Below are 13,820 nucleotides of genomic sequence, written 5' to 3' on the forward strand. Positions count from 1 at the left end.
TCTGACGTGCTGACAGATTTTTTTAATACCTGACCGCGATTATAGATAGCTTTTTAGTCCGAGCAGGAAGTTGCCTGAGAGATTTCCCTCAGGCCGGCAATTTATCGACCTGGGCAGGTTCGCCCCAGAGGACAGGCAGGACTTCCTGCATCGCCGCCGGGTTCCCGCTGGACCAGAAACGGCAGGGCTCGGCACTCCCTTCGGCGAGCAGGCCATGGGAATCCAGCAGGCGTTGCACCTGACGGGCCACAGCGGCGCCGGTGTCGATCAGGCTGACCGAGTCCGGCACCATCTGGTGCAGCAGTGGGCGCAGGAAGGGGTAATGGGTGCAGCCGAGGATCAGGGTGTCGCACCCCTCGGCCAACAGCGGATCGACGTAGCCAGCCAGCAGTTCGCGGGTGTCCGGCCCCATCAGGTCGCCGGCTTCGATGCGCTCCACCAGACCCGGGCAGGGCTGGGTGACCACCCTCACATCGGCGGCAAAGCGGTCCAGCAGCGCGGCGAATTTGGCACTCTTCAGGGTTCCCGTGGTCGCCAGGACTCCCACCACGCCACTGCGGGTGGCGGCGGCGGCCGGCTTTACGGCCGGTTCCATGCCGACGATGGGGAGTTGTGGATAACGTTCGCGCAGGTCAGCGACAGCAGCCACGGTGGCGGTGTTGCAGGCCAGCACCAGAGCCTTGGCACCCTGGTCGAGGAGGAATTCGGCGATGTGGTGGCTGCGCTCACGGATGAAGTCGGCGCTCTTTTCGCCGTAAGGCACGTGGCCGCTGTCAGCGACGTAGAGAAGCGACTCACTGGGCAGCAGCCCGCGAATCTCCCGCAGCACCGAAAGGCCGCCAACCCCCGAGTCGAAGACCCCGACCGTAGCCGACTCAGGCATGCCTTGCCCCACAGACTTCGCAGGCCGGGTCGCGCTTGACGCGCAGTTCACGGAAGCGGCTGCCCAAGGCATCGACCAGCAGCAGGCGGCCCACCATGGGCTCACCGAAACCGGCCAGCAGCTTGAGGGCCTCCAGGGCCTGCAGGCTGCCCACCAAGCCCACGAGCGGGCCCACCACGCCGGCTTCGCTGCAGGTCAGTTCGGCTTCGCTGCCGTGGCCATAGAGGCAGTGGTAGCACGGGCTGTCGTCGCGGCGCGGATCGAAGACCGAAAGCTGGCCTTCGAGGCGGATGGCGGCGCCGGATACCAGCGGCTTGCCGGCAGCCACGCAGGCGGCATTGACCGCCTCGCGGGTGCTGAAGTTGTCGGTGCAGTCCAGCACCAGGTCCACCGCTGCCACGGCGGCGGCCAGGGAGTCCTCGTCCAGCGCGCGGGAATGGGGTACCAGGCGCACTTCAGGATTCAGCGCCGCGAGGCGGGCCATGGCCGAGTCGACCTTGCTCCGGCCCACGCTCTGGCTGTCATGCACGATCTGCCGCTGCAGGTTGGTCAGGTCGACCTGGTCGAAGTCCGCCAGGTGCAGCTCGCCGACACCGGCGGCGGCCAGATAGAGGGAAACAGGCGAGCCCAGGCCGCCGAGCCCCACGATCAGGGCGCGGGCCTGCTTCAGGCGCAGCTGACCGTCCACATCGATCTGCGGCAGGAGGATCTGCCGGCTGTAGCGGAGGAGTTCCTGGTCGCTCAGCATGGCCATTGTCCAAGGGAGATACGTTCATGGCCGCCCAGGTCGCGGCGGCTTTCCACCTGGGAGAATCCCTGGTGGGCCAGCAGATCGCGGACTGCCACGGCCTGGTCGTAACCGTGTTCCAGCAGCAGCCAGCCGCCAGGCAGCAGGTGACGGGGCGCGTCCTTGATGATCTGGCGAATGTCGTCCAGGCCATCAGCGCCGGCCACCAGGGCGCTGGCGGGCTCAAAGCGCACATCGCCCTCGGCCAGGTGCGGGTCCTTGGCAGCGATGTAGGGCGGATTACTGACGATCAGGGCGAAACGCTGGTCGCCCAGGGCAGAGAACCAGTGGCTCTCGATGAAGCAGGCGTTGTTCAGTTTCAGCCGCGCACGGTTGCGCTCGGCCAACTGCACGGCGGCGGAAACGCGGTCCACGCCCGTGACCTTCCAGCCCAGGCGCTCACAGGCCAGGGCCAGTGCGATGGCGCCAGTGCCGGTGCCCAGGTCGAGCACGTCGGCAGGGTTCGCCGGCAGCAGGGCCAGTGCGGTTTCCACCAGCAGTTCGGTATCCGGGCGCGGGATCAGGGTATCCGGCGCCACTTCCAGGTCCAGGCTCCAGAAGCCCTGGTGCCCGAGGATGTAGGCCACCGGCTCACCGCCGCGGCGGCGCTCCAGGTAGATGGCGTAACGCTCGGCCACTTCGCTGGAAACCACCCGCTCCGGCCAGGTGTGGAGGAAGCTGCGCGGCTTGCCGAGGGCGGCGGCCAGCAGCAGTTCGGCATCCAGGCGCGGGGTGGGCGAGTCCGGCAGGCGGGCTTCGCCGAGAAGGCTGGCAATGATGGTCACGTCAGTCTCCCAGCGCCGCCAGCTGATCAGCCTGGTATTCGGCGAGCAGCGGCTCGATCACCGCTTCCACGCTGCCGGCCATGACATCGTCCAGTGCGTAGAGGGTGAGGTTGATGCGGTGATCGGTGACCCGGCCCTGGGGATAGTTGTAGGTGCGGATACGCTCGGAGCGGTCGCCGGACCCCACCAGCAGGCGGCGGGTATCGGACATTTCCTTGTGGGCGGCCGCTTCCTGCTGGTCGTTCAGCTTGGCCGCCAGCCAGGCCATGGCCTTGGCGCGGTTCTTGTGCTGGGAACGTTCTTCCTGGCACTCGACGACGATGCCCGACGGGATGTGGGTGATACGCACCGCCGAGTCGGTCTTGTTCACGTGCTGACCACCGGCACCGGAGGCGCGGTAGGTGTCCACGCGCAGGTCGGCTGTGTTGATTTCGATGGCGGCCTGCTCGTCCGGCTCAGGCAACACGGCAACGGTGCAGGCGGACGTGTGAATGCGGCCTTGGGATTCGGTTTCCGGTACCCGCTGCACGCGGTGCGCGCCGGACTCGAACTTGAGCTTGGCGTATACGTTGTCGCCTTCGACCCGGGCGATCACCTCCTTGTAGCCGCCGTGCTCACCCTCGCTCTCGGAGAGGATTTCAACGCGCCAGCCCTGGCGCTCGGCGTAGCGGGAATACATGCGGAACAGGTCGCCGGAGAAGATCGCCGCCTCGTCACCGCCGGTGCCGGCGCGGATTTCGAGGAAGACGTTACGGCCGTCGTTGGGGTCCTTGGGCAGCAGCATGCGCTGCAGGCGGTCTTCCAGCTCCACCAGTTGCTCGCGGGCCTGGGCCACTTCTTCTTCGGCCATCTCGCGCAGGTCCGGGTCGCTGTCCTTGAGCAGCGCCTGGGCGCCTTCGAGGTCGTCCTGAACCTTGCGGAATTCGCGGAAAGCCAGGATTACCGGCTCGACTTCGGCGAACTCCTTGGAATAGGCGCGGAACTTGCCTTGGTCACTGATGACTTCGGCATCGCCAAGCAGGGCGGTGAGCTCCTCGTAGCGGTTCTGAAGGAGGTCGAGCTTGTTCAGCAGGGAAGCTTTCATTGCGAACTTTTATCCGAGCCCTCGTCGAGGGCAAAGAGCTCCTGGGCCACGGCCAGCGCATCGAAGCGACCGTCGGCGGAGAGTTTCTTCAGCTGCACGCTGGGGGCGTGCAGCAGCTTGTTGGTCAGGCCACGGGCCAGCTGCGCCATCACCTCTTCAGCGGCGGCGCCGTTCTGCAGCAGGCGCTGGGCTTTCGCCAGCTCGTCATCACGCAGACGCTCGGCCTGCTGGCGGTAGGCACGCAGTACGTCGACCGCTGCCAGTTCACGCAGGCGCTGCATGAAGTCGGTGACGCCGGCGCCCACCAGCTCCTCGGCGGCCAGGGCCGCGCCCTGGCGGTTCTTGAGGTTCTCCGCAACCACCTCGTGCAGGTCGTCCACGGTATAGAGGTAGACATCGTCCAGCTCGCCCACTTCGGGCTCGATGTCGCGGGGGACGGCGATGTCCACCATGAAGATCGGCTTGTGCCGGCGCTGCTTCAGCGCCCGCTCCACCGCGCCCTTGCCGAGGATGGGCAGCTGGCTGGCGGTGGAACTGATGACGATGTCGCTGTGCACCAGTTCCTGGGGCATGTCGGCCAGGAGCACGGCGTGGGCGCCGAACTCCTCGGCCAGGACGCTGGCGCGCTCCAGGGTGCGGTTGGCGACCACGATGCGCTTCACGCCCTGCTCGTGCAGGTGGCGGGCGACCAGGGTGATGGTTTCGCCAGCGCCGATCAGCAGTGCCTGGCTGCGGTGCAGGTCGGAGAAGATCTGCTTGGCCAGGCTGACGGCGGCGAACGCCACGGAAACCGGGTTCTCACCGATGGCGGTGTCGGTGCGTACCGTCTTGGCGGTGCTGAAGGTGGCCTGGAACAGGCGACCGAGCAGCGGGCCGACGGTGCCGGCCTCACGCGCCACGGCGTAGGCGGACTTCATCTGGCCGAGGATCTGCGGTTCGCCGAGGACCATGGAGTCCAGCCCGGACGCAACACGCATCATATGACGCACGGCTTCGTCGTCCTGATGCACATAGGCACAGGCACGCAGCTCTTCCAGGCTAAGGTTGTGGTATCCGGCCAGCCAGGCGAGCACCTCATCGATGCTGGGGTGATCCTGCTCCAGATAGAGCTCGCTGCGGTTGCAGGTGGAGAGGATGGCCGCCTCGCGGCTGGGCGTGATGCGACACAACTGCTGCAGGGCCTCCACCAACTGCTCGGGGGTGAAAGCCACGCGTTCGCGGACGTCCACCGAGGCGGTCTTGTGGTTGATACCAAGAGCAATGAAGGCCATGCAGGGTCGCTAACTGAAACGGGAGGGCGCGCAATTGTCCTACTTCACCCGAACGACGACAACCACTGCCGATAATTGTCGCCTTGAACAGGTTTTTGCCCGCCGCGGGTTGGGGCGCGCCCCATGTGCTTGCCTGGCGGCTTGTGTCATGATGAGCCACTCGCTGGTTAGACGCCTTCCGCCTCTATGAATAGATCCCTCGCGTTGCTGGCCGCCCTGCTGTTCCTCGGCGGCTGCCAGAGTTTGACCCACAAGTCCCCGGACGGCACACCCCCGGTCGAGGGAGGCACCCAGGCCCCAACGCCGGCCAAGCCCGAGGTCTATGGCTCGTTCAGCAGCGAAACCCTCTACGCCCTGCTCGCCGCCGAACTGGCGGGCCAGCGCAACCGCTTCGACATCGCCCTTGGCAACTACGTCCAGCAGGCCAACGCTACCCAGGACCCGGCCGTGGCGGAGCGTGCGTTCCGCATCGCCGAGTACCTGGGCGCCGAGCAGGCCGCGCTGGATACCGCGATGATCTGGGCCAAGAACGCCCCGGACAACCTCGACGCCCAGCGCGCCGCCGCCATCCAACTGGCCCGTGCCGGCCGCTATGACGAAGCCATGGCTTATATGGAGAAAGTGCTCCAGGGCCAGGGCGACACCCATTTCGACTTCCTCGCCCTCTCCGCCGCAGAAACCGACGCCGACACCCGCGCCGGCCTGCTCCAGAGCTTCGACCGCCTGCTCGCCAAGCACCCCGACAACGGCCAACTGGTGTTCGGCAAGGCCGTACTGCTGCAACAGGATGGCCGTACCGAGGAAGCACTCACGCTGCTGGAAGGCCTGCCTTCCGATAACAAGGAAATCGCCCCGATCCTGCTTCGCGCCCGCCTGCTGCAAAGCCAGAAACGCGGCGACGAGGCCCTGCCCCTGCTGCAAAAGGCCATCAAGCAGCACCCGGACGACAAGCGTCTGCGCCTGACCTACGCCCGCATGCTCGTGGAGCAGGGTCGCCTGGACGAAGCCAAGTCCGAGTTCTCCGGCCTGGTGCAGCAGTTCCCCGATGACGACGACCTGCGCTACTCCCTGGCCCTGGTCTGCATGGAAGGCGAAGCCTGGGACGAAGCCCAGGTCTACCTGGAAGAACTGGTGGATCGCGGCAGCCATCTCGACTCGGCCCACTTCAATCTGGGTCAGGTCTACGAGAAGCGCGGCGACAAGCAGAGCGCACTGATCGAGTACGCCCTGGTCGGTGCCGGTAACGACTACCTGCCGGCGCAGATGCGCCAGGTGGAAATCCTGCTGGAAAGCGGCCGCGCCGAAGAGGCCGAAGCGCGTCTGGCCAAGGCCCGCGAGGCCCAGCCCGATTACGCCATCCAGCTCTACCTGATCGAAGCCGAGAGCCTGGCCGAGCGCCAGCAGCCGGAACGCGCCTGGAAAGTCATCCACCAGGGCCTGCAGCAATTCCCGGACGACCTGAACCTGCTCTACACCCGCGCCATGCTGGCCGAGAAGCGTAACGACCTGGCCCAACTGGAGAAGGACCTGCGCTTCATCATCGAGCGCGAGCCGGAAAACGCCATGGCGCTGAATGCCCTCGGCTACACGCTGGCCGACCGCACCACGCGCTACGACGAAGCCAAGAAGCTGGTAGAGCAAGCCCACAAGCTCAACCCGGACGACCCCGCCATCCTCGACAGCCTCGGCTGGGTGAATTACCGCATGGGCAACCTGGACGAGGCCGAGCGCCTGCTGCGCCTGGCCCTGCAGGAGTTCCCCGACCACGAAGTGGCCGCCCACCTGGGCGAGGTGCTCTGGGCCCGTGGCAAACAGGTCGAAGCCCGGAAAGTGTGGTCCGATGCCCTGCAGAAACAACCCGACAGCAGCATCCTGCGCAACACCCTGCAACGCCTGACAGGCTCGGGAACCCTCTGATCCATGCGTTTACGTAATCTCCTGGCCGCCGGTGCGCTTGTCCTGCTCACCGGCTGTGCCGCCCTGGCCCCCCACGAAACCCTCGAAGGCCAGGGCGACGAAGCCACCTGGAATGCCCACAAGGCCCAGGTCACTGCACTCGATGGCTGGCAGATCAGCGGCAAAGTCGGCATCCGCGCCCCCAAAGACTCCGGCAGCGGCACCCTGTTCTGGCTACAACGCCAGGACTACTACGACATCCGCCTCTCCGGCCCCCTGGGCCGTGGCGCCGCACGCCTGACTGGCCGCCCGGGCAAGATCGAACTGGAAGTGGCCAATCAGGGCCGCTATCAGGCCGAGTCCCCCGAAGCCCTGCTGGAAGAACAACTCGGCTGGCGCCTGCCGGTGTCCCACCTGCTCTGGTGGGTGCGCGGCCTGCCCGCCCCCGACAGCCGCAGCCGCCTGACCCTCGATGGCGCCAGCCGCCTGGCCGCCCTGGAACAGGATGGCTGGCAAGTGCAGTACCTGAGTTACGTGGAACAGAACGGCTTTGCCCTGCCCGAGCGCATCAAGCTCAGTGGCGAGAACCTTGACGTCACCCTGGTGATCAAGGACTGGCAACCGCGTCAGCTCGGCCACTGAACATGCAGGACGCGCAACTCATCCTGCCGGCCCCGGCCAAGCTCAACCTCATGCTGCACATCCTCGGCCGCCGCGCCGATGGCTATCACGAGCTGCAGACCCTTTTTCAGTTCCTCGACCATGGCGACGAACTGGGCTTTTCCCTGCGCCCGGACGGAGCAATCCACCTGCGCACCGAAGTGCCCGGCGTCCCCCATGACAGCAACCTGATCGTCCGCGCTGCCCGCAAGCTGCAGGCCGAATCCGGCTGCCGGTTGGGCGTCGACATCTGGCTGGACAAGCGACTGCCCATGGGCGGCGGCATCGGCGGCGGCAGTTCCGACGCCGCCACCACCCTCCTCGCCCTGGACCGCCTGTGGAACCTGGGCTGGAGCGAAGATCGCCTGGCCGCCCTGGGCCTCACGCTGGGCGCAGATGTACCGGTCTTCGTGCGCGGTCGCGCGGCGTTCGCAGAGGGGGTCGGCGAGCAGCTGACGCCAGTGGAACTGCCCGAACCGTGGTTCCTCGTCGCAGTTCCGCAAGTCTTTGTCAGCACAGCAGAAGTTTTCTCCGATCCCGAGTTGACACGGAATACTCCGCCCATTAAAGTTCGCAGCCTTCTTGAGGGGGGCGGTCGAAATGACTGTCAGCCGGTGGTCGAGAAGCGTTACCCGGATGTTCGTAACGCGCTGATCTTGTTGAATAAATTCACATCAGCTAGATTGACCGGCACTGGAGCTTGTGTGTTTGGGAGCTTCCCAAACAAAGGCGATGCTGATAAAGTTCGCCGCCAACTTCCGGCCACTCTGCCAAGCTTTGTTGCCCAAGGCCGCAACATCTCCATGTTGCACCGCAAGCTTCAAGGGCTGGCTTGAGAAGGAATGCAAGGCATTCGGTTGTACGATACAGGGGCGTCGCCAAGCGGTAAGGCAGCAGGTTTTGATCCTGCCATGCGTTGGTTCGAATCCAGCCGCCCCTGCCATTAACCCCACGGGTTATGCGCACAACGAAACGAAGGTCCTGCATAGCAAGTTATACACATAGGGGCGTCGCCAAGCGGTAAGGCAGCAGGTTTTGATCCTGCCATGCGTTGGTTCGAATCCAGCCGCCCCTGCCATACACTTGAAAAGCTGTTCAAAAGCCCACGGCCTTTGAACGGCTTTTTGATTCATCAGGTCTACCCTCAGCCGGCAGGTACTGCGCGTGTCCAAGATGATGGTCTTCACGGGGAACGCCAACCCCGATCTGGCGCGTCGCGTCGTTCGTCAACTGCATATTCCCCTCGGTGATGCCTCCGTAGGCAAGTTCTCCGACGGCGAAATCAGTGCTGAAATCAATGAAAACGTCCGCGGCAAGGACGTCTTCCTGATCCAGCCGACTTGCGCACCGACCAACGATAACCTGATGGAACTGGTCGTGATGGCTGACGCCTTCCGTCGTTCCTCGGCTTCCCGCATCACCGCGGTCATCCCCTACTTCGGCTATGCCCGCCAGGATCGCCGTCCGCGTTCCGCCCGCGTGGCCATCAGCGCCAAGGTAGTGGCTGACATGCTGACCGTCGTCGGTATCGACCGTGTACTCACCGTCGACCTGCACGCCGACCAGATCCAGGGCTTCTTCGACATTCCGGTGGACAACATCTACGGCTCCCCGGTCCTGGTCGATGACATCGAAGACCAGCGCTTCGAAAACCTGATGATCGTTTCCCCGGACATCGGCGGCGTGGTTCGCGCCCGTGCCGTGGCCAAGTCCCTGGGCGTTGACCTTGCCATCATCGACAAGCGTCGCCCGAAGGCCAACCAGTCCGAAGTCATGCACATCATCGGCGATGTCGAAGGCCGCACCTGCGTGCTGGTCGACGACATGGTCGACACCGCTGGCACCCTGGGCCACGCAGCCAAGGCCCTGAAGGACCACGGCGCCGCCAAGGTCTACGCCTACTGCACCCACCCGGTGCTGTCCGGCCGTGCCATCGAGAACATCGAAAACTCCGTGCTGGACGAGCTGGTGGTGACCAACACCATCCCCCTGTCCGCCGCGGCACAAGCCTGCTCGCGTATCCGTCAGCTGGATATCGCGCCGGTTGTGGCTGAAGCGGTTCGCCGCATCAGCAATGAGGAATCGATCAGCGCGATGTTCCGTTAAGGACATCCCTGATGAAAGCGCCCCGCTTCGGCGGGGCTTTTTGCCCAACCGCCCGGATGCTGGTCGCAAGCATTACGGGCGTTTTGGTTATTTTGGAGAACTGTAATGACTGATTTTGCCCTGAACGCCTCCGTACGTTCCGACCTGGGGAAAGGTGCGAGCCGCCGCCTGCGTCGTAACGAAGCCCAAGTTCCCGCTGTTGTATACGGCGGCGAAAAGGCTCCGCAATCCGTAAGCCTGCTGGCCAAAGAACTGGCCAAGCTGCTGGAAAACGAAGCTGCCTTCAGCCACGTGATCGCTCTGAACGTTGCCGGTGCTACCGAAACCGTTCTGATCAAGGCCCTGCAGCGTCACCCGTCCAAAGGCTTCGTAGTACACGCTGACTTCCAGCGCGTAGTTGCCGGCCAGAAACTGACCGCCCACGTACCCCTGCACTTCATCAACGAAGCTACCTCCGTTGGCGTGAAGCAAGGCGGCGGCGAAGTTTCCCACACCATCGCTGAAGTCGAAGTCTCCTGCCTGCCGAAAGACCTGCCGGAGTTCATCGAAGTTGACCTGGCCAAGGTCGAAGTCGGTCAGACCCTGCACCTGTCCGACCTCAAGCTGCCGAAGGGCGTTGAGCTGGTGGCCCTGGCCCACGGCAACGACCTGGCTGTTGCCAACATCCATGCTTCCCGCGTGGTGAAGGAAGAAGGCGAAGCCGAGTAATTTCTTACTCTGCGTCAGCCTGAAAAAGGGCCCCTGTAGTGACTGCCATTCAACTGATCGTCGGCCTGGGTAATCCAGGCCCCGAATACGACCAGACCCGGCATAACGCAGGGGCCCTTTTCGTTGAGCGCCTGGCGGACCGTGAACGCGTCAACCTGAGCCTCGACAAGAAATACTTCGGCCTGGTCGGAAAATTCTCCCATCAAGGCCGCGATGTTCGTCTGCTGATCCCCACCACCTACATGAACCGCAGCGGCCAGTCCGTGGCGGCCCTGGCTGGGTTCTTCCGCATTCCCCCCGAGGCCATCCTGGTGGCCCACGACGAACTCGACATGCCCCCCGGCGTCGCCAAGCTCAAGAAAGGCGGCGGCCACGGTGGCCACAACGGGTTGCGCGACATCATCGCCCAGCTCGGCAACCAGAATTCGTTCCATCGCCTGCGGCTTGGCATCGGCCATCCGGGGCACAGCAGCCTGGTTTCCGGTTTCGTGCTCAGCCGCGCCCCGCGCAGCGAGCAGGAACTGCTGGATACCAGCATCGACTTCGCCCTCGGCGTGCTGCCGGAAATGCTCGCCGGTGATTGGACCAAAGCGATGCAGAAGCTGCACAGCCAGAAGGCCTGAAACCACTCCGCGCAGAGGCACATTCCATGGGATTCAATTGCGGCATCGTCGGCCTGCCCAACGTCGGCAAGTCCACCCTGTTCAACGCCCTGACCAAGTCCGGCATTGCGGCGGAGAACTTCCCCTTCTGCACCATCGAGCCGAACAGCGGCATCGTGCCGATGCCCGACCTGCGCCTCAATGCGCTGGCCGAGATCGTCAAGCCCGAGCGCGTGATCCCCACCACCATGGAATTCGTCGACATCGCCGGCCTGGTAGCGGGCGCGTCGAAAGGTGAAGGCCTGGGCAACAAGTTCCTCGCCAACATCCGCGAAACCGACGCCATCGCCCACGTGGTGCGCTGCTTCGAAGACGAGAACGTCATTCACGTCTCCAATAGCGTCGACCCCAAGCGTGACATCGAGATCATCGACCTCGAACTGATCTTCGCCGACCTCGACAGCTGCGAGAAGCAACTGCAGAAAGTCGCCCGCAACGCCAAGGGCGGCGACAAGGACGCCCTGGCCCAGAAGGCCCTGCTGGAAAAACTCATCCCCCACTTCAGCGAAGGCAAGCCGGCGCGCTCCCTGCTGAAGAACCTGGGCGACGACGAAAAGCGCCTGGTGCGCGGCTTCCACCTGCTCACCAGCAAGCCGGTGATGTACATCGCCAACGTGGCCGAAGACGGCTTCGAGAACAACCCGCACCTGGACGTGGTTAAAGCCATCGCCGAAGAAGAAGGCGCCATCGTGGTGCCGGTGTGCAACAAGATCGAAGCCGAAATCGCCGAGCTCGATGACGGCGAAGAGAAGGACATGTTCCTCGAAGCCCTCGGCCTCGAAGAGCCGGGCCTGAACCGCGTGATCCGCGCCGGTTACGACCTGCTCAACCTGCAGACCTACTTCACCGCTGGCGTGAAGGAAGTCCGCGCCTGGACCGTCCGCGTCGGCGCCACTGCCCCCCAGGCAGCCGCCGTTATCCACACCGACTTCGAAAAGGGCTTCATCCGCGCCGAAGTGGTCGCGTATGACGACTTCATCCAGTTCAAGGGTGAAAACGGCGCGAAGGAAGCCGGCAAATGGCGCCTGGAAGGCAAGGAATACATCGTCAAGGACGGCGACGTTATGCACTTCCGCTTCAACGTCTGATCCAAGCCGGGGCTCCTCACGGAACCCAATAAACACAAAACCCCTTGAAGCTCGCCGCTTCAAGGGGTTTTTCCTTTCCGGCGGGCCTTTAGTCCGACGTGGCCCGCACCGGTTTGTGGAGAGCGCCAAGCGAAGCACGTGGTGCTTCCTCCGGCTGGTCATCCAGCAGCGCCTTCCACAGCGACACGCACAACCCCACCATCACCGCCAGGAACGGCGCGGCGAAGATGATGGCGGCCGTCTGCAGCGCATTCAGGCCGCCCATCACCAGCAGCACCGAGGCTGCCGCACTGGTCAGCACGCCCCACAGCGCCACCAGCCAGCTCGGCGGCTTCAGGTTGCCACGGGCACAGAGCATGCCCATGACGATGGCGCCCGCATCAGCCCCCGAGATGAAGAACACGCCCACCAGCAGGATGGCTGCGAACGAGGTCAGCGCCGCGGCGGGATACTGCGCCAGCAGCATGAACAGCGCCACCGCCGGGCCCTGGTCCTTCACGGCTGCGGCGATGCCGCCGGCGCCTGCCAGCTCCGAGTACAGCGCCGAGCCGCCCATGATCGCGAACCACACCATCGTCACTCCGCTGGGAATCAGGATCACGCCGACGACGAACTCGCGAACGGTACGGCCGCGCGAAATTCGCGCGATGAAGGTGCCCACGAAGGGCGCCCAGGAGACCCACCAGGCCCAGTAGAAGATGGTCCAGCCAGCGAGCCACTTGCCGTCACTGAACGCTGCGGTGCGGAACGACATCGGCACCAGCTCCTGCAGGTATTCGCCTATCGAAGCGACCAGCGTATTGACGATGAACACGGTGGGGCCCACCGCTGCCAGGAACAACAACAGCACCACCGCGACCCACATGTTCAGATTGCTCAGGAACTGCACGCCCTTACCCACGCCCGAAATCGCGGACAGGATGAAGAGCACCGTCATCACGGCGATGATCACCAACGCAATGCTGTTCGATTCGCCGGTGTTCCAGAGGTAGTTCAGGCCGCTGTTGATCTGCTGCGCGCCCAGGCCGAGCGAGGTGGCGGTGCCGAACAGCGTGGCCAGAACCGCCAGGATGTCGATGGACTTGCCCAGTGGCCCGCGTACGCCCGCTTCACCAATCAGCGGTGTAAAGGCACTGGAGATCAGGTTTGGCAGCCCCTTGCGGAACGAGAAGTAGGCGATCACCAGGCCGACGATCGCGTAGATCGCCCAGGGGTGAAACGCCCAATGGAAGTAGGCGTACCCCATTGCGATCTTGGCCGCTTCCCTGGAATGAGGTGCCGCCTGGTCGGCCGGTAGAGTCGAAAAGTGGGTGATCGGCTCGGCCCCCCCCCAGAACATGAGCCCAATCCCCATGCCGACGCTGAACATCATCGCGATCCACGACGACGTACTGAACTCGGGTTGTTCGTCGTCCATGCCCAGCTTGATCTGGCCGAAGCGGCTGAAAGCCAGGAACAGCGCGAAGCAGAGGAAGAATGCGGTGGAGAGGACGAAGCTCCAGCCAAACCAGTCGATGATGGTATTCAGCACCGCCTGCGCCAACGTCGACAAAGCCTCGGGCCAGATCGCCCCGTAGGTGACCAGCGAGGCCGATATTACGACAGCCCCCCAGAAAACGACCTTGTCGACGGGTGATTTGGGTGTCTTGTGCATAGGCCTCCTCAAGCTTTGAGCGCTTTTTCTTGTATGTAGCTAAACCTGTCGGCTGGGCGACAGCGGGTATCCCTCAATGGTCGCGTGGCGCGTGAACGGTCTCTTGCGCATGGACGCTGCCCGCCGATCCAAATGCGACAGGCACGCGTCGACCGGACGATGGCCAAGACGACGGATGCCTGCTGCCAGACACGCTGGAATCCTCATCCTTGACGCTTCCTGGCAGGGCCTTGGCG

At 64.2% G+C, this 13,820-nt stretch carries 13 protein-coding genes and 2 tRNA genes; 9 read left to right on the forward strand and 6 right to left on the reverse strand.

All coding sequences use genetic code 11. The features are described from left to right. Positions 1–88: 88 nt before the first annotated feature. The 5 genes from murI to hemA are packed head-to-tail and all read right to left on the reverse strand — an operon-like array spanning position 89 to position 4,810. On the reverse strand, positions 89–883 hold the full coding sequence (murI, locus tag TQ98_RS22475; protein ID WP_044873511.1) for a glutamate racemase: 795 nt from the start codon (positions 881–883) through the stop codon (positions 89–91). Beyond that, positions 876–1,631 (reverse strand): molybdopterin-synthase adenylyltransferase MoeB, encoded by a 756-nt coding sequence (locus tag TQ98_RS22480; protein WP_044874122.1) that lies wholly within the window; start codon positions 1,629–1,631, stop codon positions 876–878. Before TQ98_RS22480 ends, murI begins: the two co-directional genes overlap by 8 nt. Beyond that, on the reverse strand, positions 1,625–2,455 hold the full coding sequence (gene prmC / locus TQ98_RS22485; RefSeq protein WP_044873510.1) for a peptide chain release factor N(5)-glutamine methyltransferase: 831 nt from the start codon (positions 2,453–2,455) through the stop codon (positions 1,625–1,627). Before prmC ends, TQ98_RS22480 begins: the two co-directional genes overlap by 7 nt. A 1-nt stretch (position 2,456) precedes the next feature. Continuing rightward, on the reverse strand, positions 2,457–3,539 hold the full coding sequence (gene prfA / locus TQ98_RS22490) for a peptide chain release factor 1 (RefSeq protein ID WP_044873509.1): 1,083 nt from the start codon (positions 3,537–3,539) through the stop codon (positions 2,457–2,459). Continuing rightward, positions 3,536–4,810, reverse strand: coding sequence for a glutamyl-tRNA reductase (gene hemA / locus TQ98_RS22495; RefSeq protein WP_044873508.1), 1,275 nt, complete (start codon positions 4,808–4,810; stop codon positions 3,536–3,538). Before hemA ends, prfA begins: the two co-directional genes overlap by 4 nt. A 186-nt stretch (positions 4,811–4,996) precedes the next feature. On the opposite strand from hemA, the gene TQ98_RS22500 reads away from it, so the two are divergent. From TQ98_RS22500 to ychF, 9 genes are all read left to right on the forward strand, one after another. Further along, a complete protein-coding gene (locus TQ98_RS22500; RefSeq protein ID WP_044873507.1) occupies positions 4,997–6,727 on the forward strand; it encodes a tetratricopeptide repeat protein in 1,731 nt (576 codons plus the stop codon). A gap of 3 nt (positions 6,728–6,730) precedes the next feature. Further along, on the forward strand, positions 6,731–7,348 hold the full coding sequence (gene lolB, locus TQ98_RS22505) for a lipoprotein insertase outer membrane protein LolB (RefSeq protein WP_044873506.1): 618 nt from the start codon (positions 6,731–6,733) through the stop codon (positions 7,346–7,348). Positions 7,349–7,350: 2 nt separating this feature from the next. Next, positions 7,351–8,202, forward strand: a complete 852-nt coding sequence (gene ispE / locus TQ98_RS22510) for a 4-(cytidine 5'-diphospho)-2-C-methyl-D-erythritol kinase (RefSeq protein WP_044873505.1) — start codon at positions 7,351–7,353, stop codon at positions 8,200–8,202. A 32-nt stretch (positions 8,203–8,234) separates the two neighbouring features. Next, positions 8,235–8,309, forward strand: a tRNA-Gln gene (locus tag TQ98_RS22515). Positions 8,310–8,369: 60 nt separating this feature from the next. Continuing rightward, positions 8,370–8,444, forward strand: a tRNA-Gln gene (locus tag TQ98_RS22520). An 86-nt stretch (positions 8,445–8,530) separates the two neighbouring features. Beyond that, entirely contained in the window at positions 8,531–9,472 is a 942-nt protein-coding gene (locus TQ98_RS22525) for a ribose-phosphate pyrophosphokinase (RefSeq protein ID WP_028629917.1), read from the forward strand. A gap of 105 nt (positions 9,473–9,577) precedes the next feature. After that, a complete protein-coding gene (locus TQ98_RS22530; protein WP_044873504.1) occupies positions 9,578–10,180 on the forward strand; it encodes a 50S ribosomal protein L25/general stress protein Ctc in 603 nt (200 codons plus the stop codon). Between the two features lie 38 nt (positions 10,181–10,218). After that, positions 10,219–10,803 carry an aminoacyl-tRNA hydrolase gene (pth, locus tag TQ98_RS22535; protein WP_044873503.1) on the forward strand — a complete coding sequence of 195 codons (585 nt, stop codon included), beginning with the start codon at positions 10,219–10,221 and terminating at the stop codon, positions 10,801–10,803. A 26-nt stretch (positions 10,804–10,829) separates the two neighbouring features. After that, positions 10,830–11,930: a redox-regulated ATPase YchF gene (gene ychF / locus TQ98_RS22540; RefSeq protein ID WP_103103052.1), complete on the forward strand. Its 1,101-nt coding sequence runs from the start codon at positions 10,830–10,832 to the stop codon at positions 11,928–11,930. An 88-nt stretch (positions 11,931–12,018) separates the two neighbouring features. On the opposite strand, the gene TQ98_RS22545 is transcribed toward ychF, so the two are convergent. Next, positions 12,019–13,584 (reverse strand): BCCT family transporter, encoded by a 1,566-nt coding sequence (locus tag TQ98_RS22545; RefSeq protein WP_044873501.1) that lies wholly within the window; start codon positions 13,582–13,584, stop codon positions 12,019–12,021. Positions 13,585–13,820: the final 236 nt, after the last annotated feature.

The organism is Pseudomonas sp. LFM046 (assembly GCF_000949385.2).
Lineage (GTDB): Bacteria > Pseudomonadota > Gammaproteobacteria > Pseudomonadales > Pseudomonadaceae > Metapseudomonas.

Excerpts from the sequence above, each read along its gene's own strand:
- ychF (WP_103103052.1), top strand. The coding sequence starts at position 10,830 with ATGGGATTCAATTGCGGCATCGTCGGCCTGCCCAACGTCGGCAAGTCC.
- TQ98_RS22545 (WP_044873501.1), bottom strand. The coding sequence starts at position 13,584 with ATGCACAAGACACCCAAATCACCCGTCGACAAGGTCGTTTTCTGGGGG.
- ispE (WP_044873505.1), top strand. The coding sequence starts at position 7,351 with ATGCAGGACGCGCAACTCATCCTGCCGGCCCCGGCCAAGCTCAACCTC.
- TQ98_RS22480 (WP_044874122.1), bottom strand. The coding sequence starts at position 1,631 with ATGCTGAGCGACCAGGAACTCCTCCGCTACAGCCGGCAGATCCTCCTG.
- lolB (WP_044873506.1), top strand. The coding sequence starts at position 6,731 with ATGCGTTTACGTAATCTCCTGGCCGCCGGTGCGCTTGTCCTGCTCACC.
- murI (WP_044873511.1), bottom strand. The coding sequence starts at position 883 with ATGCCTGAGTCGGCTACGGTCGGGGTCTTCGACTCGGGGGTTGGCGGC.
- prfA (WP_044873509.1), bottom strand. The coding sequence starts at position 3,539 with ATGAAAGCTTCCCTGCTGAACAAGCTCGACCTCCTTCAGAACCGCTAC.
- TQ98_RS22500 (WP_044873507.1), top strand. The coding sequence starts at position 4,997 with ATGAATAGATCCCTCGCGTTGCTGGCCGCCCTGCTGTTCCTCGGCGGC.
- TQ98_RS22530 (WP_044873504.1), top strand. The coding sequence starts at position 9,578 with ATGACTGATTTTGCCCTGAACGCCTCCGTACGTTCCGACCTGGGGAAA.
- hemA (WP_044873508.1), bottom strand. The coding sequence starts at position 4,810 with ATGGCCTTCATTGCTCTTGGTATCAACCACAAGACCGCCTCGGTGGAC.